At 73.1% G+C, this 21,424-nt stretch carries 15 protein-coding genes; 7 read left to right on the top strand and 8 right to left on the bottom strand.

Annotated elements, in window-relative coordinates; all coding sequences use genetic code 11:
• The first annotated feature begins 254 nt into the window (after window positions 1-254).
• Window positions 255-4,055 (top strand): multifunctional oxoglutarate decarboxylase/oxoglutarate dehydrogenase thiamine pyrophosphate-binding subunit/dihydrolipoyllysine-residue succinyltransferase subunit, encoded by a 3,801-nt coding sequence (locus SGLAU_RS22460; protein WP_043504072.1) that lies wholly within the window; start codon window positions 255-257, stop codon window positions 4,053-4,055.
• Between the two features lie 72 nt (window positions 4,056-4,127).
• Here the strand turns inward: SGLAU_RS22460 and SGLAU_RS36735 are convergent, their stop codons facing one another.
• The 4 genes from SGLAU_RS36735 to SGLAU_RS22440 are packed head-to-tail and all read right to left on the bottom strand — an operon-like array spanning window position 4,128 to window position 11,684.
• The gene (locus SGLAU_RS36735) at window positions 4,128-8,159 is read right to left on the bottom strand and encodes an SAV_2336 N-terminal domain-related protein (protein ID WP_052413856.1); all 4,032 of its coding nucleotides are present in this window, start codon (window positions 8,157-8,159) and stop codon (window positions 4,128-4,130) included.
• Complete coding sequence (locus SGLAU_RS22450) at window positions 8,156-9,211, bottom strand: AAA family ATPase (protein WP_244315249.1); 1,056 nt, start codon at window positions 9,209-9,211, stop codon at window positions 8,156-8,158. Before SGLAU_RS22450 ends, SGLAU_RS36735 begins: the two co-directional genes overlap by 4 nt.
• Window positions 9,208-11,193 (bottom strand): trypsin-like peptidase domain-containing protein, encoded by a 1,986-nt coding sequence (locus tag SGLAU_RS36340; protein WP_043504070.1) that lies wholly within the window; start codon window positions 11,191-11,193, stop codon window positions 9,208-9,210. Before SGLAU_RS36340 ends, SGLAU_RS22450 begins: the two co-directional genes overlap by 4 nt.
• The gene (locus SGLAU_RS22440) at window positions 11,190-11,684 is read right to left on the bottom strand and encodes a CU044_2847 family protein (RefSeq protein WP_043504069.1); all 495 of its coding nucleotides are present in this window, start codon (window positions 11,682-11,684) and stop codon (window positions 11,190-11,192) included. The genes SGLAU_RS36340 and SGLAU_RS22440 overlap by 4 nt, the downstream gene beginning before the upstream one ends.
• A gap of 154 nt (window positions 11,685-11,838) precedes the next feature.
• Here SGLAU_RS22440 and SGLAU_RS22435 point away from each other — a divergent pair, with 154 nt between their 5' ends.
• The 3 genes from SGLAU_RS22435 to SGLAU_RS22425 all read left to right on the top strand — a co-directional run bounded on the left by SGLAU_RS22435 (window position 11,839) and on the right by SGLAU_RS22425 (window position 14,505).
• Complete coding sequence (locus SGLAU_RS22435) at window positions 11,839-12,018, top strand: DUF6104 family protein (RefSeq protein ID WP_003992906.1); 180 nt, start codon at window positions 11,839-11,841, stop codon at window positions 12,016-12,018.
• A 398-nt stretch (window positions 12,019-12,416) separates the two neighbouring features.
• The gene (locus SGLAU_RS22430) at window positions 12,417-13,508 is read left to right on the top strand and encodes a DUF4097 family beta strand repeat-containing protein (RefSeq protein WP_043504068.1); all 1,092 of its coding nucleotides are present in this window, start codon (window positions 12,417-12,419) and stop codon (window positions 13,506-13,508) included.
• 1 nt (window position 13,509) lies between these two features.
• Window positions 13,510-14,505 (top strand): PadR family transcriptional regulator, encoded by a 996-nt coding sequence (locus SGLAU_RS22425; RefSeq protein ID WP_043504067.1) that lies wholly within the window; start codon window positions 13,510-13,512, stop codon window positions 14,503-14,505.
• Between the two features lie 74 nt (window positions 14,506-14,579).
• Here the strand turns inward: SGLAU_RS22425 and SGLAU_RS22420 are convergent, their stop codons facing one another.
• The 4 genes from SGLAU_RS22420 to SGLAU_RS22405 all read right to left on the bottom strand — a co-directional run bounded on the left by SGLAU_RS22420 (window position 14,580) and on the right by SGLAU_RS22405 (window position 18,066).
• Window positions 14,580-15,158 (bottom strand): Clp protease N-terminal domain-containing protein, encoded by a 579-nt coding sequence (locus SGLAU_RS22420; RefSeq protein WP_043504066.1) that lies wholly within the window; start codon window positions 15,156-15,158, stop codon window positions 14,580-14,582.
• Window positions 15,158-15,367, bottom strand: a complete 210-nt coding sequence (locus SGLAU_RS22415) for a helix-turn-helix domain-containing protein (RefSeq protein ID WP_003997975.1) — start codon at window positions 15,365-15,367, stop codon at window positions 15,158-15,160. The genes SGLAU_RS22420 and SGLAU_RS22415 overlap by 1 nt, the downstream gene beginning before the upstream one ends.
• 133 nt (window positions 15,368-15,500) lie before the next feature.
• A complete protein-coding gene (locus SGLAU_RS22410) occupies window positions 15,501-16,466 on the bottom strand; it encodes a zinc-binding dehydrogenase (protein WP_043504065.1) in 966 nt (321 codons plus the stop codon).
• Window positions 16,467-16,842: 376 nt separating this feature from the next.
• Entirely contained in the window at window positions 16,843-18,066 is a 1,224-nt protein-coding gene (locus SGLAU_RS22405) for an NADP-dependent malic enzyme (RefSeq protein WP_043504063.1), read from the bottom strand.
• A gap of 550 nt (window positions 18,067-18,616) precedes the next feature.
• On the opposite strand from SGLAU_RS22405, the gene SGLAU_RS22400 reads away from it, so the two are divergent.
• Genes SGLAU_RS22400 through SGLAU_RS22390 form a run of 3 tightly spaced genes read left to right on the top strand, consistent with a single transcriptional unit; the run spans window position 18,617 to window position 21,368 of the window.
• Window positions 18,617-19,585 carry an ABC transporter substrate-binding protein gene (locus tag SGLAU_RS22400; protein ID WP_043504062.1) on the top strand — a complete coding sequence of 323 codons (969 nt, stop codon included), beginning with the start codon at window positions 18,617-18,619 and terminating at the stop codon, window positions 19,583-19,585.
• A gap of 41 nt (window positions 19,586-19,626) precedes the next feature.
• Entirely contained in the window at window positions 19,627-20,565 is a 939-nt protein-coding gene (locus SGLAU_RS22395) for an amino acid ABC transporter permease (protein ID WP_043504061.1), read from the top strand.
• A complete protein-coding gene (locus SGLAU_RS22390; protein ID WP_052413855.1) occupies window positions 20,562-21,368 on the top strand; it encodes an amino acid ABC transporter ATP-binding protein in 807 nt (268 codons plus the stop codon). Before SGLAU_RS22395 ends, SGLAU_RS22390 begins: the two co-directional genes overlap by 4 nt.
• The last annotated feature ends 56 nt before the right edge of the window (window positions 21,369-21,424 follow it).

Genomic DNA, 21,424 nt, shown 5'->3' with positions numbered 1-21,424 from the left:
TCCGCGCTGCCGGACACGTGTGATCAGGCACGGCCCCGCGCGGTCGGCGCGCCGGGCCCGCGTCGGCGTACCCAGGACGCCCTCTCACAAACCGGAACCTCGCTAGTTTCCCGCCATTATCAGGCCCGAAACACGGATCCAGATGTGACTTACACGACGATGAACGGGCCCGGCCTGACCTTCCCGGTCGGGGAGGCGTAGCCTTTATTCCCGCTGTCCATCACCTTGTGAAGCGGAAGAGGGCGGTTGCCGCCGTGTCGCCACAGTCCCCCAGTAACGCATCGAGCATCTCCACCGACGCAGACCAAGCGGGCAAGAACCCCGCTGCCGCGTTCGGTGCCAACGAGTGGCTCGTCGACGAGATCTATCAGCAGTACCTCCAGGACCCGAATTCGGTAGACCGCGCCTGGTGGGACTTCTTCGCCGATTACAAGCCAGGCGCCGCCGGCGCCCCGGCTCCGGCGGGACCTGCGGCCGCGGGGGCCGCGGAGACCACCCCCCAGACGCCCACCCCGGCCCCGCAGCCCGCCGCACCGGCCGCACCGGCGCAACCCGCCGCCCCGGCCGCCCCCGCGGCTCCCGCTCCCGCGGCGAAGGCCGCGGCCCCCTCCCCGGCCAAGCCGGCGCAACCCGCACAGGCGCCCGCTCGGCCGAAGGCCAAGGCCGCGCCCGCCGCGGAGGCCCCGGAGGGCCCCGAGCTGGTCACGCTGCGCGGCCCGGCCGCCGCGGTCGCCAAGAACATGAACGCCTCGCTGGAGCTGCCGACCGCCACCTCGGTCCGCGCGGTGCCGGTGAAGCTGCTCTTCGACAACCGCATCGTCATCAACAACCACCTCAAGCGGGCCCGGGGCGGGAAGATCTCCTTCACCCACCTCATCGGCTTCGCGATGGTGCAGGCCATCAAGGCCATGCCGTCGATGAACTGGTCGTTCGGGGAGAAGGACGGCAAGCCCACCCTCGTCAAGCCCCCGCACATCAACCTCGGCCTCGCCATCGACCTGGTCAAGCCCAACGGCGACCGCCAGCTCGTCGTCGCGGCGATCAAGAAGGCCGAGACGCTGAACTTCTTCGAGTTCTGGCAGGCCTACGAGGACATCGTCCGCCGCGCCCGTGAGGGCAAGCTGACGATGGACGACTTCACCGGCGTCACGGTCTCCCTGACCAACCCCGGCGGCCTCGGCACCGTCCACTCCGTGCCGCGCCTGATGCCCGGCCAGTCGGTGATCATGGGCGTCGGCTCCATGGACTACCCGGCGGAGTTCCAGGGCACCTCCCAGGACACCCTGAACAAGCTCGGCATCTCGAAGGTCATGACGCTCACGTCGACCTACGACCACCGGGTGATCCAGGGCGCCGCCTCCGGCGAGTTCCTGCGCACCGTCGCCAACCTGCTGCTCGGCGAGAACAACTTCTACGACGACATCTTCGAGGCGCTGCGCATCCCCTACGAGCCGGTCCGCTGGCTCAAGGACATCGACGCGTCCCACGACGACGACGTCACCAAGGCCGCCCGCGTCTTCGAGCTGATCCACTCCTACCGGGTCCGCGGCCACGTCATGGCCGACACCGACCCGCTGGAGTACCGCCAGCGCAAGCACCCCGACCTCGACATCGTCGAGCACGGGCTGACGCTGTGGGACCTGGAGCGCGAGTTCGCCGTCGGCGGCTTCGCCGGCAAGTCGATGATGAAGCTCCGCGACATCCTCGGCGTGCTGCGCGACTCGTACTGCCGCACCACCGGCATCGAGTTCATGCACATCCAGGACCCCAAGCAGCGCAAGTGGATCCAGGACCGCGTGGAGCGCCCGCACGCCAAGCCGGAGCGCGAGGAGCAGCTGCGCATCCTGCGCCGCCTGAACGCCGCCGAGGCCTTCGAGACCTTCCTGCAGACGAAGTACGTCGGCCAGAAGCGCTTCTCGCTGGAGGGCGGCGAGTCCGTCATCCCGCTGCTGGACGCGGTGCTGGACTCGGCCGCCGAGTCCCGCCTGGACGAGGTCGTCATCGGCATGGCCCACCGCGGCCGCCTCAACGTCCTCGCCAACATCGTCGGCAAGTCGTACGCGCAGATCTTCCGCGAGTTCGAGGGCAACCTCGACCCGAAGTCGATGCACGGCTCCGGCGACGTGAAGTACCACCTGGGCGCCGAGGGCACCTTCACCGGCCTCGACGGCGAGCAGATCAAGGTGTCGCTGGTCGCGAACCCGTCCCACCTGGAGGCCGTCGACCCGGTCCTGGAGGGCGTCGCCCGCGCCAAGCAGGACATCATCAACAAGGGCGGCACGGACTTCACGGTCCTGCCGGTGGCGATCCACGGCGACGCGGCCTTCGCGGGCCAGGGCGTGGTGGCCGAGACCCTGAACATGTCGCAGCTGCGCGGCTACCGCACGGGTGGCACCGTCCACATCGTGATCAACAACCAGGTCGGCTTCACCGCCGCCCCGGAGTCCTCGCGTTCCTCCATGTACGCGACGGACGTGGCCCGGATGATCGAGGCCCCGATCTTCCACGTGAACGGCGACGACCCGGAGGCGGTCGTGCGCGTCGCGCGCCTGGCCTTCGAGTTCCGCCAGGCGTTCAACAAGGACGTGGTGATCGACCTCATCTGCTACCGCCGCCGCGGTCACAACGAGTCGGACAACCCGGCCTTCACCCAGCCGCTGATGTACGACCTGATCGACAAGAAGCGCTCGGTGCGCAAGCTGTACACCGAGTCGCTGATCGGTCGCGGCGACATCACCCTGGAGGAGGCCGAGCAGGCGCTCCAGGACTACCAGGGCCAGCTGGAGAAGGTCTTCACCGAGGTCCGCGAGGCCACCTCGCAGCCGTCCGCGGTGGAGACGCCCGACCCGCAGGCCGAGTTCCCGGTCGCCGTCGGCACCGCGGTCACCGCCGAGGTCGTCAAGCGGATCGCCGAGTCCCAGGTCAACATCCCCGACCACATCACCGTCCACCCGCGGCTGCTCCCGCAGCTCCAGCGCCGGGCGGCGATGGTCGAGGACGGCACCATCGACTGGGGCATGGGCGAGACCCTCGCCATCGGCTCGCTGCTCCTGGAGGGCGTCCCGGTCCGCCTGGCGGGCCAGGACTCCCAGCGCGGCACCTTCGGCCAGCGCCACGCGGTGATCATCGACCGTGAGACGGGCGAGGAGTACACGCCGCTGCAGTACCTCGCCGAGGAGCAGGCGCGGCTCAACGTCTACAACTCCCTCCTCTCCGAGTACGCGGCCATGGGCTTCGAGTACGGCTACTCGCTGGCCCGCCCGGACGCGCTCGTGATGTGGGAGGCGCAGTTCGGCGACTTCGTCAACGGCGCCCAGACGGTCGTGGACGAGTTCATCTCGTCGGCGGAGCAGAAGTGGAACCAGACCTCCGGTGTGGTCCTGCTCCTCCCGCACGGCTACGAGGGCCAGGGCCCGGACCACTCGTCCGCCCGCCCGGAGCGCTTCCTCCAGCTGTGCGCGCAGAACAACATGACGGTCGCCATGCCGACCCTGCCGTCGAACTACTTCCACCTCCTGCGGTGGCAGGTGCACAACCCGCACCACAAGCCGCTGGTCGTCTTCACCCCGAAGTCGATGCTGCGCCTGAAGGCCGCCGCGTCGAAGGCGGAGGAGTTCACCACGGGCCAGTTCCGCCCGGTCATCGGCGACAGCTCGGTGGACCCGGCGGCCGTGAAGAAGGTCGTCTTCTGCGCGGGCAAGGTCTACTACGACCTGGAGGCCGAGCGGGTCAAGCGGGGCGTCAAGGACACCGCGATCATCCGCATCGAGCGGCTGTACCCGCTGCCGGGTGCCGAGCTCCAGGCGGAGATCAAGAAGTACCCGAACGCCGAGAAGTACCTGTGGGCGCAGGAGGAGCCGGCGAACCAGGGTGCGTGGCCGTTCATCGCGCTCAACCTGATCGACCACCTGGACCTGGCGGTCGGCGCGGACGTCCCGCACGGTGAGCGCCTGCGCCGCATCTCGCGCCCGCACTCCTCGTCCCCGGCCGTGGGTTCCGCGAAGCGGCACCAGGCCGAGCAGGAGCAGCTGGTGCGTGAGGTGTTCGAGGCGTGAGCCCCGGTCACTGACACCGGCCCGGTCCGAGGGCCCGGTCCCCCGCGGGGGACCGGGCCCTCGGTCGTCCGGTCAGGCGGCGGCCCGGTCCGGGAGGTCGCAGTAGACGGTGAGGTGTTCGAGCGGGCCGCGCCCGCCGCCGGAGAGCCCGCGGATCCACAGCCCGCGCAGCCGGGCGAGCAGCTCCACGCCGCCGGCCGACCTGACCAGTTCCCGCTCCGCCCGGTCGTGGAGGTCGGCACAGTCGCGGTGCCGCTCCGCGCGGCTCCAGAGCATCAGGGGATAGCCGAGGGAACGGGCCTCGTCGAGCACCTGCGCGGGGCTCACCCCGCCGGTGTGCGGGCACAGCAGCGGGACGGCGCCGGGCGGTGCCCCGGCCAGCAGCGTCCGCACGCGGGGCAGGTCGCCGGCCGGCCGCAGGCCCGTCAGCGGGCCCCGCCGCACCGCGTCCCGGCGCGGCGTGTGCCGCGTCCCCGGGTACGGGGTGAGCCCGCGGACGACCACGGTGCACTCCGCGCGCAGGGCCAGGTCCGGGGTCCAGTCCTCCACCGCGGCGGTCCACAGCAGCGGCTCGGGCAGCCGGTACTCGACCACCGGCCGCAGTCTGCTGGTGTCGGCCAGTTCGAGCGCTTTGCGCAGGCTGTTCTCCAGCAAGGTGACCGGGGTGTCCCGCGGTCCGTGCAGGCGGCCGGAGGCGCGGTGCAGGGACGTGCCGCCCTGCACGGCGCGCAGCTTCCAGTCGTAGGCCAGGCGGCTCTCGGAGACCTCCACGGTGATGCGGCACCCGGTGGCCCCGCCCAGCACCCGGAGCCGTTCCTGTTCGGGGAGCCCGGCCACCTCCCGGTCGAGCCACTGCTGGAGCATGAAGTGGCCCTTGGTCGAGCGCCGCGCGGCGAGGTGGTCCCGGATGCGGGCGGCGTACCGCACGACGGCGTCCTGGGAGGCCAGCGCGTACAGGTGCCCGGCGCCGTCGCGCCAGCTGCGCGGGCGGTGCGGCGGGCGCGGCAGCCTCTCCTCGGGGTCGGTCAGCCGCTCCACCGTCCCCGGGTCCGGTGGCGGCTCCAGCCGGGCCAGGGAGGCGTACAGGAACCGCTTGCGGGCCGGCTGGCCCGCCGTGTCCGGCCGGTCGGCGTGGCGGACGATGCTGTGCCACAGGTCCGCTCCCTGGGGTCCCTGCTCGCACAGCTCCCGCAGCGTCTCGACGCGCACCGCCCTGCCGGGCTCCGTGACCACGCCGACGAGGGAGCCGTCCACCCGGCTGAGCACCGGGCCGCCGATGCCCTCGTGGACCGCGGGCGCGTCCCGCAGCCGCATGTGGCGGCTGCCCGGCGGGCCCTCCGCGCGGGCCCGGGTCGCCCGGCCGGGCGCCGCGTACAGGGTGACGTCCTCGGGCCGGCTGTCGGGGCGGTCGCTGAGCCACAGGCCGGGGACCTCCGGTGCCCCCCGCACCTCGTAGAACGCCAGCTCGCCGGCCGAGCGTCTCGGCCGCGCCCGGTGCCGGCCGCCGTCCGCCGTCGTCACGGTGACGGTCCCGTCCGGCCCCAGCACGCGCGCCGACGTGACCACGACGCCCGGTGCCACGAAGAACCCGGTGCACGTGACGCCGTCCGCGCCGGTCACCCGGACCAGGACCCTGCGCACGGACGCGTCCGCGAGGGCCGGGCGCTCCATCCGTACGACGTCGAACGTCCTCGGCCACCGCTCGCGGACCGAGGTGATCAAGGTGTGGCCGCCCTCCGGCAGATGGGCCCCCACCGCCGCGTCGTCCCAGTCGGCGAGCACGAGCAGCCACTTGACCGCGTTGTCCCCGAGCACGTGGGACAGCTCGGCGAGGCGGTTCTCCAGGGCGCCCCTGGCCGGCAGGCCGAACTCGACGCCGAGCCGGGCCAGTGCCTCGCGGCGGTGCTCGGGGCCGGCGTCGCCCATCCACCAGACGATGTCGTACTCCGCGCCGTGCCGGCGCACGTACTCCGCCGCGAGTTCCGCCCTGGCCTCGGCGGACGTCCCGATGACGACGCACGCGGCGTCGAGCCGGTCCGGCGCGAGGCTCTCGCGCACCCGGCGCAGGGCTTCCTCCGGTACGGCGTCCGCCACCGCCCGCGGCACGGCGTCGTCCGGGCGGGCGGGGGGCACCTCGACGCCGAACGCGGCCAGGAGCCTCCGCTGGGCCTCGGCCTCACCGGTGTCCCACAGCGCGACGAGGGAGCCCGTCCCGGCCGGCCACGCGCCGGGGGCCGGCCTCGTCACCGCGAACGGGACCACCCGGTCCGGATGGCGTTCGACGAGTGCGCGGAGCCGTCCGCGCTCCGTGGCCTCGCGGGGCCGGCTCCCGATCAGCAGGGCCACCAGCGTGTCGGGGCGGGCGAGGAGCTGCTCCAGGTCGCCCGCCAGCGTCGCGCGGCCGTGCACCGGCCGGTGCACCGCCTGGAGGCCCCCCGCGGACAGCAGGTGCGCCGCCCACGCTCCCCAGTCCGCGTCCGCTCCGTCGTGCAGGACCTCGACGCGACGGCCGGGCGGGGGCGGCGGGGCGGGCTCGGCGAACCGGTCCAGCACCAGTGCCGACACCTCGGCGAACGCGTCCGGCACGGGGACGGCGGGGTCGTCCTGGGGCGGTGGCGTCCTGTTCCCGGTCAGCCGGTCCAGTGCCAGGGCCGGGAAGTTGCGGGCCCGGCGTCCGAAGTGGCGGTCGACGTAGTCGCCGCAGTGCTTGAGCACGAGGAGGGCGTCGCCGGGCGGCAGCAGGCGCAGCAGCAGTTCGCGCACCCCGGGCCGGAACTCGTACCACTCGTCCTGCGCGCCGCGCTCCAGCAGCCCGCTCAGCAGCACCTCCGCCAGCACCGTCGGGCCGGACTGCGGCTGCATCGCGCGCTGGACGAGCTGCATCACCGGGAGCAGCAGCGGGACAGCGGAGAAGGTGACGGCCAGCTGCACGGCCTGGCGGGAGGCGGTGCGGCGGAAGGCGCGGACCAGCGCCTCGGCGTCGGGTTCGGCGCGGGCCGCGCGGGGCGGCGCGGCCGGGTGGTCGGCGTGCACCCAGGCGGCGGGCGCGGGCAGCGCGAGGCCGGTGCTCCCGGCCAGCAGCCGGGCCCAGGTGCCGAGCGCGGTGCGGGTGGGGGCCAGGACGGGGACGGGCAGGGCGCCCGGCGGCCGGCCGCCGTCCGCCGGGAGGAACTCCAGGCGGGCGCCGAGCCCCTCGCGGCGCCGGAGGGTGCCGGGCAGGGCGGGCAGGTGGGTGCGCCGCCACATGCGCTGGGGCAGGGGCTGGACGACGGCGACGGGCGCGGCCTGGCCCCAGTGGTGGAGGAGCCGCTGCATGCGCCCGGAGCGCCACAGCGGTCCGGCGCAGTCGCTGAGCACGATGGTGAGCTGCCGTCCGGTGGGGTCCCGCAGCTGTTCGGCGGCGCGGACCACCCGCCCGCCGTGGCGCGCGGGGCTGGCGACGAGGGTGCCGTCGGCGTCCTCGCTGAGGTAGTGCACGGCCACTTCGCGGAACGCGCCGAGGCCCGCGCAGATCTGGCGCAGTTCCTCCAGTGCCGTGTCCCACACCCCGGTGGAGGTGGACACGTCCATCAGCAGCCGCAGCCGGGCCTCGCGGCGGTCGGTGGCGCGCAGCACGGGCAGCAGCAGACGGGTCTCCGCCGCGTGCTCGGCGGTGGCCTGCTCGTCCAGGTCGAGGGCGGCGGCGCGGACCGGTGGCCGGTAGTGCTGGAGGGGGCGCAGGGCCCGCTGGAGGACCAGCGGCTGGGGCAGGGCGGTCGCCATCGGGACACGAACGCGGACGGCGCCGGGCGTGTCGCCGGCCGGTGGCTCGGCTTCCGGGCCGGCCGGGCGGGGCCGGTCGGCGCGCAGCAGCGTGCGGGCGTCCGGCTCGTCCGGTGCGGGCGGGTCGGGCGCGGCGTCTGGGTCGCACGGGTCAGGACCGGGGTCCTGGAGGGGGCCGTCCGCGGGCCGCGGGGCGGCCGGTGCCGGATCGGGGCGTACGGCGGCGGGCGCCACGTACCGGGCCAGCCAGAGCGCCTCGGCGAGTTCGCGCGCGGACGGCTCGCCGCCGAGCGCGCGCAGCCGCTCGGCCAGCTCCGCCAGCCGCCCGTCCGGTGTGGTCATGCGCGGCGTCCGCTCCCCTGCTCGCCGTGGTCGAGGGGCCGCATCAGCAGCTCGGCGAGCCGCTGCCGGTCGCCGCCGCCCTGCCGGGCGGCCTGCTGGGTGAGGTAGACGGCGTTCAGCAGCTGGTCGGCGGCGCGCAGGGCGCCCGGCGCGGAGCCGAGGAAGGAACGCACGAGGTCGTCGTTGCGTTCAGCGTCGGCGGCGCCGAAGTGGGCGCCGACCATGGCGCCGAGCCGGGCCCGGCCCCAGGTGTCGTTGCGCGGCGAGGGCAGGTCCAGGTGCAGGCAGCGGCGCAGCAGCGGGGCGGGGAAGTCGCGTTCGCCGTTGCTGGTCATGACGACGACCGGGAAGGCGTGGCAGCGGACGCGCCCGTCGCGCACCGGGACGTGCTCGTCGTCGTCGGTGAGCACCCGCACCTCCTGCTGCCGGTCGGCGACCCGCTGGAGTTCGGGGATGCGGAACTCGCCTTCCTCCAGCGCGTTCAGCAGGTCGTTGGGCAGGTCGATGTCGCTCTTGTCGAGTTCGTCGACGAGCAGGACCCGGGGGCGGGTGCGCGGCAGCAGGGCGGTGCCGAGCGGGCCGAGCCGCAGGTAGGCGCCGATGTCCTTGCGGCCCTCGCCGCTCAGCTCCGCCATCTGGGTGTCCTGGAGCCGGGCGATGGCGTCGTAGGTGTAGAGGCCGTCGCGCAGGGTGGTGCGGCTGACGATGGGCCACTGGAGGACGCGGCCGAGTCCGAGCTCGTGGGCGATGGCGTGGGCGAGCGTGGACTTGCCGGAGCCGGGGTCGCCGGTCACCAGCAGCGGGCGGCGCAGGTAGAGGGCGGCGTTGATCAGTTCCAGTTCCTGCGGTCCCCAGGCGATCCCGTGGTCGCCGTGGGCACCCAGCCGGCGCAGGGACTCGGTGCCGAGCGGGGGCACCGTGTCGAGGGCGGGGCCGCCGTCGAAGTCGCGCCACGGCGGCGGGGGCGGCAGCCGGGTGATCCCGTCGTGCGGTTCACCGGTGCCCCGGAAGATGTGCCACTGCGTGTCGGGGCTCTCGGGGATCTCGGTCACGGGGACTCCAGCAGGTCGTCGCAGAGGGGGATCGGGCGGCGGGGGTCGTCGTAGAGCAGGGCCAGGTCCTCCGCCCAGTAGGCGTCCTCGTCGCACCTGCTGACGCGTTCGCGCAGGGCGCGCAGCCGCTCGGGCAGGGCGCTCGCGCGGCTGGTGGAGCCGAGCAGTTCGGCGGCCTTGTCGTGCAACCGCTCGCAGTCGGGCCCGCATCCGTGGGCGTGTTCGCCGCGCAGGTTCCACAGCATGATCCCGTAGCCGGCGCCGATCGCCCGGGTCAGCGGCTCGGTGCTCTCGGCGGGCGGCCGGCACAGCACCGGCACGGCCCCGGGCGGCGCCTGCCCGAGGGTCTGCGCGGCGAGGGCCGGGGACTGCACCGGCAGCGCTTTGGGTGTGCCCTCGGCGACCCCGCGCCAGCGCTCGCGCCAGACGTCGGTCGGCTCGCCGCGGCGTTTGAGGCAGCGCAGGACGACCTGCCGGTGCACGCCGAAGGGCCGGTCGGCGGGGTGCGGTTTGAGGCTGCGGGCGACGGGGCCGGGCCGCCACAGGTGGGCGTCCACACCGAAGTGGTCGACGGGGACCGCGAGTTCGAGTCTGGCCCGGCGGCCGGTGTCGAGCAGGCCGAAGGTGCGGGTCAGCGGCTCGTTGAGGACGTAGGGCAGTTCGGCCAGGGAGGCGCCTTCGCCGTCGGTGTCCTGGTCCACGGCCCGCGCGGTGTCGTGCCCGCCGGTCCACGTCCAGATGCGCCAGTGGAAGCGGTCGTGGGGACGGAACAGGTCGGGTTCGAGTTCGACCGCGACGACCGGGCCGTCGTCGTGCTCGGCGGTGTCCTCGGGGGCGAGGCCCGGTTCGCACGTCCCGGTGGAGCCGCCCGGCTCGTCGGCGGCCGTCGGGTGCGGGGCCGCGGCCCAGGGCGCGGGGGCGGCGGGTGTCACGTTCAGCAGCAGGGCGCGCAGGTGGTCGGGGAGCTGCCCGGCCCGTTCCGCCACCCACCGTTCGAGGCGCGCGGCGGCCTCCGGCGCGCGGTCGGCGCAGGCGTGCGCCACCACGCGCAGGTAGTGCAGGGAGACCACGTCGGCGCCCTCCGCGTGGTCGTAGAGCCAGCCCTGGCCGTCGCGCCAGTCGTGCGGGGCGCGTTCGTCCTCCCACAGCGGCTCGTCGCCCAGCACCAGCTCGATCAGCTCCTGCAACTGCGCGGGCGAGGCCGGCCCGGGCAGGGCGGCGAGCAGCGCGCAGGCCTGAGCGCTGTCCCGCGGCGTCCACCGGCGGACGCCGCCCCCGCACAGCTCCTGCTGCGCCTTCACCCAGGCCTGCCCGCCGCGCACCCGGTCGTGCCACACGTCGTGGGCGCGGATCAGGGCGGAGTACGGGTCGGCGCCCAGCGAGGACTCGCCGCCCACGGGCAGCGCGCGCCGGAAGCCGCGCAGGGCGGTGGTCGCGACGGCGAGACCGCCGTCCTTGTTCGCGCGGCGTGCCTTGACGACCCCCGCCACCAGCCCGCGTTCGCGGTCCAGCAGCGGTCCGCCGGACGCGCCGTGCGGGATCTCCACCAGCGGCGCGAGGGTCAGACCGTGCGCGCCGTCCTTGCCGTTGCACTCGGTGTGCCCGCTCCACCGCTGGGGCGGGCCGCCGCCCGGCGAGCGCCAGCCGTGGGCGGTGACGGCGAGCGGGGGGTCGTAGCGGTCGGTCAGGCGCACGCAGACGTGGTCGACGGGGTCGGTGACGCGCAGCAGCGCCAGGTCCTGCTCCGGATCGGTGCCGTCCAGCCAGTACGCCGTCACCGCCCGCGCGTCCAGGCCGTGGTGCCCGTGGACCCGGAGCGTCGCGCGGCGGTCTCCGCGTGCGTGGGCCGGCAGCACGTGGGCGCAGGTCAGCACCCAGCCGGGCGCGACGAAGAAACCGCTGCCCCACAGGGTGTCCGGTTCGCCCTCCGGGCCTATCCGCACGGTGGCCCGGACGATCAGCGCGTCGAGCCTGCCCGTCATACGGTCGATGCGCCCTGCCCGGCGGCGGCGGTCGCGGAAGTCTCGCCGGTGGCCGTGGGGGTCTCGCCGGTGGCCGCGGCGGTCTCGCCGGTGGGCGTGGTGATCTCGCCGGTGGCCGTGGCGGTCGCGTCGGCGGCGGGCCGGGGCGGGTCGCCGTGCCAGGTGAGGGTGATGGACAGGGCCGCCTTCGCCTCGCCGTCGGCGAGCAGGGCGACGGCCTTGCCCGGCTTGACGGCGAGCTCCACCCCGAACGTGGCGCTGACCTCGTCGGGCCGTACCGTGCGCGCCGCCTGGAGCACGGCCGAGCCGACCCCGCGGACCAGTTCGTTGAGCTGGTCGACGCGCGCCGCCACGTGATCCAGGGCGCCGACGTCCTCGAAGGAGAACTCGTCGGCCGCGCCGGGCATCTCGTCCGGTTCCAGCACGCTCACGCGCGCGAGGACCGTTCCGCCGCCGGGCAGCTCGATCTCCTGGATTCTGCGGTGGTCCATGACGCCCCCGTGCGTCTCGTGACTGTACGTGCGGACATTCTGCACGCACCGGCGTCGGCGGGGGTCCGGATCCGGCCAGCCCGGCAGGCCACGGGGCGCATAACCTGGTGGGGTACGACCTCAAGGCCCCAGGCCCAGCCCCAGGAGAGCACCCGTGTACTTCACCGACCGAGGCATCGAAGAACTGGAGAAGCGGCGCGGCGAGGAAGAAGTCACCTTCGAGTGGCTCGCCGAGCAGCTGCGGACGTTCGTCGATCTCAACCCGGACTTCGAGGTGCCGGTGGAGCGGCTGGCGACGTGGCTGGCGCGGCTGGACGACGAGGACGACGAGTAGGACGGAACGGGACGGACCGGGCCGGACCTGCGGGGGCGGGCCCGGCGCCGGACGGACGGGGCGCCTGCGGGCGCCCCGTTTCTCATGCGCCCGCGGACGGACGTGGCTGCCCGGTCGCGCGGCCCGGTCGGTCGCGCGGCCGGTCGGTTGCGCGCCCGGTCGGTTGCGTGGCCGGTCCGTCGCGCGCGTGCGTGTGGCCGGCGGCCTGCGGCCTGCGGTCCGCGGTCCGCGGTCCGTCGGAACTTCGCCCGGTTCATGGCGCTTGCCGGTCACTCGGACGGGTCTCTTGACTTCGGCGATCCGCGATATATCGTGAATCGTGTGAGACGCGATATGGCGTGAGGTTCTGCCTGTGGTGTCCCACCGTGTGCCGGGGTGTGTTTCGAGGAGGTCTCACCATGTCCGAGTGGTCCGTCGCGGAGCCCACCGAGCTCGACTTCGACGACCCCGTGCGGGAATTGCGCGTCCGCATCGTCGGCGGAACCGTGAACGTGGTGGGCACCGACGAGAGCTCCGCCCGCCTGGAGGTCACCGAACTGGAGGGCCCGCCCCTGGCGGTGACCCAGCAGGACGGCACCCTGACCGTGGCCTACGAGGACCTGCCCTGGAAGGGCCTGCTGAAATGGCTCGATCCCCAGGGCTGGCGGCGCAGCGCCGTGGTCTCACTGGCCGTCCCCGCCCGCACCCGGGTGGAGGTGGGCGCGATCGGCGCCGCGGCCGTCGTCTCCGGCGTCGACGGGCCCGTGGAGCTGAAGGGCGTCTCCGGGGACACCACACTGGTCGGCCTCGCGGGCCCGGTCCGCGCGGACACCGTCTCCGGGAACCTGGAGGCCCAGGCCCTCACCGGCGATCTGCGCTTCCACTCCGTCTCCGGGGACCTGACGGTCGTCGAGGCGGGCTCCACCGTGAAGGCCGACTCGGTCAGCGGCTCCATGATCGTCGACCTCGATCCGGCGAGCAGCCCGACCGACATCTGCCTCACCAGCGTGTCCGGGGAGATCGCCATCCGTCTGCCGCAGCCGGCGGACGCCGATGTCGAGGCCAACACCGCCAGTGGGACCGTCTCGAGCGCCTTCGAGGACCTGCGTGTCACCGGCCAGTGGGGTGCCAAGCGCATCACCGGCCGGCTCGGCACGGGCAGCGGCCGCCTGAGGGCGACCACCGTCTCCGGCTCGATCGCCCTCCTGCGCCGGCCGCCGGAGACGGCGCAGCCGTGGGGGACGGAACCACAGGACGAGCGGCCTGAGGGCGCGCAGCCACAGGACGAGCGGCCTGAGGGCGCGCAGCCACGGGACGGACAGTCGCAGGACACGGAGCCGGGAGGCGCCCGGCCCGGCGGAACGGGGGAGGCGCCCGGCGGACCCGTGGCCGGGGCGCACGAGGACACCGTGCGGGACGACCCGGGGGAGAATGCCGCCGCCGGCCCGGGCGGGAGTCCGCCCCCGGCCAGCGCCCCGGCCGACGGCACGACCGACAAGAAGGTGCTCTGACATGCCCCCCGTCTTCGCCCACGGCCGCCTCCGCCTCTATCTGCTGAAGCTGCTCGACGAGGCCCCGCGCCACGGCTACGAGGTGATCCGCCTCCTGGAGGAGCGCTTCCAGGGGCTGTACGCGCCTTCGGCCGGCACGGTCTATCCACGCCTGGCCAAGCTGGAGAGCGAGGGCCTGGTCACCCACACCACCGAGGGCGGCCGCAAGGTGTACGCCATCACGGACGCGGGCCGCGCCGAACTGGCCGACCGCAGCGGCGAACTGGCCGATCTGGAGCTGGAGATCCGGGAGTCCGTCGCCGAACTGGCCGCCGAGATCCGCGCCGACGTGCGGGGCGCGGCGGGTGACCTCCGGCGCGAGATGCGGGCCGCCGCCGCGAACCAGGCCCGGCAGGGCGCCGGGGCGGCCGAGGAGCCCGCGGAGAGCGACGCCTGGCGCGCGGCCAAGGAGGAGATCCGGCGCGTCAAGCAGGAGTGGCGGGAACAGGCCCGCCGCGCCAAGGACGAGAGCCGCCGGGCCCGCGAGGAGGCCGAACGAGCGCGGCGCCAGGCCAAGGAGGCGCAGGAGCGGGCGCGCGCACAGGCCCAGGAGGAGGTGCAGCGCATCGCCCGGCGGGTCCAGGAGCAGGTCCAGGACCACTTCGCGCGGGGTGACTGGCCGAACGGGCTGCGCGAGGGGCTCACCGAACTGGCCAAGGAGTTCGGTGACTTCGGCAAGGGCTTCGGCCGCCCGAGTCCGCCCAAGGCGGGCCCGCGGCCGGAGCACTCCACGACCCCCGAGGACTTCCCCGCCGCGTACGAGCCGTCCTGGGCCCATGAGGGTCCCACCGGAGACCCCGCCCGGGACCTGGACCGGCTGCTGGACCGCTTCCGCGACGACATCCGCGACGCGGCCCGCGACCACGGCGTCACCCCGGACCAGTTCCGCGACGCGCGCCGCCACCTGTCCACGGCGGCCGCCCACATCGGCGCACTGCTCCGCGCGCCGAAGGCGTAGGAGGAGAGGGCGGCCCTGAAAGGCCGGCCGGCAGGGCGGCCGGCCTTTCGGGGCGGGGGCCGGGACCGGCCGGATCAGCCGGCCTTCGCCTCGCCCCCGCCGTCCAGCCCGCCGTCCAGCACCCGCGTCGCCGACTCGTAGGTGACCCCGTGGTCCGCCAGCACCTCCGCGGGTACGCCCGGGAGGGCCGTCAGGGCGAGCAGGAGATGCTGGTCGCCGATGCTGCGGTCACGGCGGGCGAGCGCGATGCGGAGGGACTTCTCCAGCACCGTCCTCGCGTCGCGCCCGAAGGACGGCCGGCCGCCGCCCCACCACGCCTTGCCCTTCGGGGACCCGGACATCGCACCCGTGCCGTGCACCTCCTCCACCCGGGACACGATCCGCGCGACATCGATCCCCAGCCCGGCCAGGGCCTCGGTCTCGGCCTGGGACAGGCCGGCCCGGCGGCGGGCCTCGGCCAGCGCCCGGGTCATCGAGTCCCGGCGCGCGGTGACTCCCAGCGCCGCGAGCACGAAGGAACCCCGGCTCCGCTCCCGGTCGAGGAGCGCCAGCAGCAGGTGCCCGGGGTCGACGGTCCGCGCCCGCTCGTCCTCGGCCCGGGCGACGGCCCCCTTCACCACTTCACGGGCGTCCTTGGTGAACCGCTCGAACATCATCGCCTCCCGTACTTCTTGTGCACGGCCTGCCTGCTCACTCCGAGCTCCGCGGCGATCTCCTGCCACGACCAGCCCTGGTTGCGCGCACTGCGCACCTGCACGGCCTCCAACTGCTCCAGCAGCCTGCGCAGCGCGGCGACGGCCCGTAGTCCGACCCGCGGGTCGCGGTCGCCCGCCCGCTCGGCGAGATCCGTTGCTTCGGTCATACCGTCAACCTACGTTGACATCCGCCTGACCGTCAACCCTAGTTGACGTCGACGGTGTGAAAACGGCCGGCCCGGAAACCACCGGGCCGGCCGTGGGCCGACGGAGCCGAGAGGGCTCAGGAGCAGGCCGGGCTCAGGAGTTGGTGAGCACGATCTTGCCGAACTGGTCCCCGGCCGCGAGCCGCTCGAAGCCCTCCCGGGCCCGGTCCAGCGGCAGTACCTCGTCGATCACCGGGCGCACCCCCGTGGCGGCGCAGAACGACAGCAGATCCTCCAGCTCGTCCTTGGTGCCCATGGTCGACCCGACCACCTTCAGCTCCAGGAAGAAGATCCGCGTCAGTTCGGCGTGCGAGGGCCGGTCGCCGCTGGTGGCACCGGAGATGACCAGCGTGCCGCCGGGACGCAGCGACTTCACCGAGTGCGACCAGGTCGCGGCGCCCACCGTCTCGATCACCGCGTCCACCCGCTGCGGCAGCCGCGCCCCCGGCTCCAGCGCCTCCACGGCGCCGAGCTCCAGGGCCCGCTTGCGCTTGGCCTCGTCGCGGCTGGTGGCGAAGACGCGCAGCCCGGCGGCCTTGCCCAGCACGATGGCGGCCGTGGCGACCCCGCCGCCCGCGCCCTGCACGAGCACCGAGTCACCGGGGCGCACCCCGGCGTTGGTGAAGAGCATCCGGTACGCCGTCAGCCAGGCGGTCGGCAGGCAGGCGGCTTCCTCGAAGGACAGCTCCTTCGGCTTGGGCAGGACGTTCCAGGCCGGTACGGCGACCTGCTCGGCGAAGGTGCCCTGGTAGCGCTCGGTGAGGATGGAGCGGGGCTCCTTGGGTCCGACGCCGTGGCCGCTCTGGCCGATGACGGAGTGCAGGACGACCTCGTTGCCGTCCTCGTCGATCCCGGCGGCGTCGCAGCCGAGGATCATCGGCAGCCGGTCCTCGGGGAGGCCGACACCGCGCAGGGACCAGAGGTCGTGGTGGTTGAGGGAGGCGGCCCTGACGTTGACGACGCTCCAGCCGGGGCGGGCCTCGGGGGCGGGGCGCTGCCCCAACTCCAGGCCGGCGAGCGGCTGGTCGCGGTCGATTCGGGCGGCGTAGACAGCGAACATGGTGGCGACGATAGGCGCCCACCTGAGCCAACGGAACCGCACCGCGCTGTGACACACGCCCTCTTGCGCCGGCCGCCCCCGCCGAGCCGCACTCCGCACCGGCGGCCGTCCGAGAAGTCGCCCCGGCCCGGACGGCTCGCACGGCACGGCAAAGCGGCCCCGTCCGAAGAGAACGGGGCCGCTGAGTCCGATACGGCGACTGCGCCGGACACGACCACCGCGCCCGACGCGACCATTCGGTCCCGCCGCGGCCGGGACGGTGTCGGCCGGCCCGCCGCGGCCGGGACCGTGCCGCCGGTTCCCTGCGGCCGGGACCGGCCGGCACGACTCACGGAGCCGGGCCGGCCAAACGGGCCGAGGGCGGTCCGGCCCGGCGTCAGCGCCGGGCGACACCCTCCGCCCGGGCGGCCGCGGCCACGGCGGCCGTGACGGCGGGGGCGACGCGCTCGTCGAACGGCGAGGGGATGACGTAGTCGGCGGCGAGGTCGTCGCCGACCACCGAGGCCAGCGCCTCCGCCGCCGCGATCTTCATGCCCTCGGTGATCCGGGAGGCCCGGACCTGGAGCGCACCGGCGAAGATGCCGGGGAACGCCAGCACGTTGTTGATCTGGTTCGGGAAGTCGGACCGGCCCGTGGCGACGACGGACGCGTACTTGTGCGCGACGTCCGGGTGCACCTCGGGGTTCGGGTTGGCCATCGCGAAGACGAACGCGCCCTCGGCCATGGAGGCGACGGCCTCCTCGGCGACCGTGCCGCCGGAGACGCCGATGAAGACGTCGGCGCCCGCGAGGGCGTCCTCCAGCGAGCCGCTGAGCCCTGCCTTGTTCGTGAACCCGGCCAGCCGGCGCTTGACGTCCGTCAGGTCGTCCCGGTCCGCCGAGACGACGCCCTTGCGGTCCGCCACCGCGACGTCGCCGATGCCGGCCTCGACCAGCATCTTGGCGATGGCGACACCGGCCGCGCCGGCGCCCGAGATGACGGCGCGCAGCTGCCCGATCTCGCGTCCGCTCAGCCGGGCCGCGTTCCGCAGCGCGGCCAGCGTGACGACGGCCGTGCCGTGCTGGTCGTCGTGGAAGACCGGGATGTCGAGCCGCTCCTGGAGGCGGCGCTCGATCTCGAAGCACCGGGGTGCCGAGATGTCCTCCAGGTTCACGCCGCCGAAGGAGGGGGCGAGCCGCACCACGGTTTCGACGATCTCGTCGACGTCGGTGCAGGCCAGCGCGATCGGCACCGCGTCGACGCCGCCGAACTGCTTGAAGAGGATGGCCTTGCCCTCCATCACGGGGAGGGAGGCTTCGGGTCCGATGTCGCCGAGGCCGAGCACGGCCGTACCGTCCGTGACGACGGCCACGACCGACGACTTCCACGTGTAGTCGTGCACGAGGTCCGGCTGCTCGGCGATCGCGGTGCACACTTTCGCGACGCCGGGCGTGTACGCCAGGCTCAGGTCGTCCTTGTCCCGGACCGGCACGGTGGCCTGCACGGCCATCTTGCCGCCGCGGTGCAGCGCAAAGGCCGGATCGAAGGAATCGAGGGGCTCCGCACCGCCCTCCCGATCCGTATGTGTCTCGCTGCGAGGATTGACGATCTCCGCTGCCACTTCGTTTTACCCCTTAAGTGTTCATTGGTTGAGGGTTGGTTCCACTCCTGGTGAGGGGTGGGCGGGCACCGCGTGGGCCCCAGTGACGGGATGCGTCGGGCTCCCACGCGACGGGCGCGCCGCACACGCGCCCTGCCCCGGATGAGGGGTGTAAAGAACCTTCTTACCGGACAGAGGGCGTCGCCGACGAGTCCATAACGCGAAGATCACATGCCGGTGCCACGACTCATGGATGAATATGGGGACAAGGGCTCGACAAACCCTTGACAAACGATCAACAAGCGGCATACCGCAGCTATCGAACATCCACATCGTGAGACAGACCGAAGATCTTCCGGCCGGAGGGACGGATTCCCGCAGAAGGTGCGGTCGTGTTGTCCGGAGTGATGTGGTTCGGGGGTCACCCGTTATCCGATTTTGACATAGCGAGTCACCTGAATGGCTTAGTCCGAATGGCAAGATGCCGTAATCACACGAGGTCGCGACACCCGAAGGTGTGTGTTCTCGTCGACCCATCGGCAACTCCACCCATCCGCCGGAGGAACCCACCATGACCGCAAGCTCCACCCGTCGTCCGACCGCCGCGCGTTCCCGGCTAGCCGCGGTCGGCTCGATCGCGGTCGCAGGCGCCCTGCTGCTCACCGGCTGCGGCGACCAGACGGACAAGACCGGCGGCTCGGGCAGCACGGACAGCGCGACGAGGGCCGTGGAGGCGCCGCTGGCCGACCGGCTCCCCCAGGAGATCCGCGACAAGGGCGCCATCAAGGTCGGTTCGGACATCGCGTACGCGCCGGTCGAGTTCAAGGACGCCTCCGGCAACACGGTCGGCATCGACCCGGACATCGCCGCCGCCATGGGCAAGCAGCTCGGTGTCGAGTTCCAGTTCGAGAACGGCACCTTCGACTCCCTGATCACCGGTCTGCGCTCGGGTCGCTACGACATCGCCATGTCCGCGATGACCGACACCAAGGACCGCCAGGAGGGCATCGACTCCGACACCGGCAAGAAGGTCGGCGAGGGCGTCGACTTCGTCGACTACTTCACCGCGGGCGTCTCGATCTACACCAAGAAGGGCGACGACCAGGGCATCAAGACCTGGTCCGACCTGTGCGGCAAGAAGGTCGTGGTGCAGCGGGGCACGGTCTCCGAGGACCTGGCCAAGGCCGAGGCGAAGAAGTGCCCGAAGAACAAGAAGCTGTCCATCGAGGCCTTCGACAACGACCAGCAGGCCCAGACCCGCCTGCGCGGCGGCGGCGCCGACGCCGGCTCCTCCGACTTCCCGGTCGCCGCGTACGCCGTGAAGACCTCCGGCGGCGGCAAGGACTTCCAGCTCGTCGGCGAGCAGGTGGAGGCCGCGCCGTACGGCATCGCGGTCGCCAAGAACGACGCCCAGCTGCGGGACGCGCTGAAGGCCGCCCTGGACGCGATCATCGCCAATGGCGAGTACGGCAAGATTCTCGACAAGTGGGGCGTCGCCGAGGGCGCCGTCGAGGAAGCCGTCATCAACGGCGGCAAGTGACGGCGTGACCACCGCACTGCGGGCACTGAAAGGCAACACCCGTGACTGTTGACATCGACAAGACGACCGGGCCGGCCGACACGCCGCCGGCCGGGCCGGAGGCCATCAAGGCCATCCCGGTCCGGCACTACGGGCGGTACGTCTCCGCCGTCGTCGCCCTCGCGCTGTTCGGCGCGGTCGTGTACGCGTTCTCCCAGGGCAAGATCAACTGGGACGCGATCCCCGACTACTTCTTCGACGACCGTGTCCTCGAAGGCGTCGGCAAGACGCTTCTGCTGACCGTCCTGTCCATGGCGATCGGCATCGTGGGCGGCATCCTGCTCGCCGTCATGCGGCTCTCCCGCAACCCGGTGACCTCGTCCATCGCGTGGTTCTACATCTGGTTCTTCCGCGGTACGCCGGTCCTGGTGCAGCTCGTGGTCTGGTTCAACCTGGGCCTGGTCTTCGAGTACATCAACCTCGGTCCGGTGTACAAGGACGAGTGGTCGGACTTCATGACCCCGTTCCTGACCGTGCTGCTCGGCCTCGGCCTCAACGAGGCCGCGTACATGGCGGAGATCTGCCGGGCCGGTCTGCTCGCGGTCGACGAGGGCCAGACCGAGGCGGCGCACGCCCTGGGCATGAGCCACTCCAAGACCCTGCGCCGGATCGTGATCCCGCAGGCGATGCGGGTGATCGTGCCGCCGACGGGCAACGAGGTCATCAACATGCTGAAGACGACCTCGCTGGTCTCCGTGGTCCAGTACTCGGAGCTGTTCCGCGTCGCCCAGGACATCGGCCAGACCTCCGGCGCCCCGGCCGAGATGCTGTTCCTCGCCGCGGCCTGGTACCTGCTGCTGACCTCCGTGTTCAGCGTCGGCCAGTACTACCTGGAGCGCTACTACGCCCGCGGTTCCTCCCGCCAGCTGCCGCCCACGCCGTGGCAGAAGGTACGCGCCAACATGTTGTCCCTGGGCCGCCCGAAGGGGGGCATGGCATGACCGAGAAGCTCAGCACCACGGACGCGCCCGTGAAGCAGGCCGCCGTCCCCATGGTCAAGGCCGAGGGCGTCCACAAGAGCTACGGCCCGGTCGAGGTCCTCAAGGGCATCGACCTGGAGGTCAAGCAGGGCGAGGTGTTCTGCCTCATCGGCCCCTCCGGCTCGGGCAAGTCGACCTTCCTGCGGTGCATCAACCACCTGGAGAAGATCAACGCCGGGCGGCTGTACGTCGACGGCGAGCTGGTGGGCTACCGCCAGAAGGGCGACAAGCTCTACGAGCTGAAGGACAGCGAGGTCGCCCTCAAGCGCCGGGACATCGGCATGGTCTTCCAGCGCTTCAACCTGTTCCCGCACATGACGGCCGTGGAGAACGTCATGGAGGCCCCGGTCCAGGTCAGGGGCAAGAACAGGGCGGAGGCCAAGGAGCGTGCGATGGCGCTGCTGGAGCGCGTGGGCCTCGGCGACAAGGCCGGGAACTACCCCTCGCAGCTCTCCGGCGGCCAGCAGCAGCGCGTGGCGATCGCCCGCGCGCTGGCCATGGAGCCGAAGCTGATGCTGTTCGACGAGCCGACCTCGGCGCTCGACCCGGAGCTGGTCGGTGACGTCCTCGACGTCATGCGCGACCTGGCCGAGTCCGGCATGACGATGGTCGTCGTCACCCACGAGATGGGCTTCGCCCGCGAGGTCGGCGACAGCCTGGTCTTCATGGACGGCGGTGTGGTGGTCGAGTCCGGCAACCCGCGCGACGTCCTGACCGACCCGCAGCAGGAGCGCACGAAGGCGTTCCTGTCCAAGGTGCTCTAGGGTCCGCCGGGCGCGCCGCCCCCGCCCTCGGGAGCGGTGCGGCTCGTCCGCGCGGG

It is taken from the genome of Streptomyces glaucescens (assembly GCF_000761215.1).
Classification (GTDB): Bacteria; Actinomycetota; Actinomycetes; order Streptomycetales; family Streptomycetaceae; genus Streptomyces; species Streptomyces glaucescens_B.
This window is presented reverse-complemented; position numbering and strand designations above follow the sequence as displayed.

Coding starts and splice junctions, on each gene's coding strand:
- SGLAU_RS36735 (WP_052413856.1), bottom strand. CDS start 8,159: ATGACCACACCGGACGGGCGGCTGGCGGAGCTGGCCGAGCGGCTGCGC.
- SGLAU_RS36340 (WP_043504070.1), bottom strand. CDS start 11,193: ATGACGGGCAGGCTCGACGCGCTGATCGTCCGGGCCACCGTGCGGATA.
- SGLAU_RS22440 (WP_043504069.1), bottom strand. CDS start 11,684: ATGGACCACCGCAGAATCCAGGAGATCGAGCTGCCCGGCGGCGGAACG.
- SGLAU_RS22430 (WP_043504068.1), top strand. CDS start 12,417: ATGTCCGAGTGGTCCGTCGCGGAGCCCACCGAGCTCGACTTCGACGAC.
- SGLAU_RS22425 (WP_043504067.1), top strand. CDS start 13,510: ATGCCCCCCGTCTTCGCCCACGGCCGCCTCCGCCTCTATCTGCTGAAG.
- SGLAU_RS22420 (WP_043504066.1), bottom strand. CDS start 15,158: ATGTTCGAGCGGTTCACCAAGGACGCCCGTGAAGTGGTGAAGGGGGCC.
- SGLAU_RS22415 (WP_003997975.1), bottom strand. CDS start 15,367: ATGACCGAAGCAACGGATCTCGCCGAGCGGGCGGGCGACCGCGACCCG.
- SGLAU_RS22410 (WP_043504065.1), bottom strand. CDS start 16,466: ATGTTCGCTGTCTACGCCGCCCGAATCGACCGCGACCAGCCGCTCGCC.
- SGLAU_RS22400 (WP_043504062.1), top strand. CDS start 18,617: ATGACCGCAAGCTCCACCCGTCGTCCGACCGCCGCGCGTTCCCGGCTA.
- SGLAU_RS22390 (WP_052413855.1), top strand. CDS start 20,562: ATGACCGAGAAGCTCAGCACCACGGACGCGCCCGTGAAGCAGGCCGCC.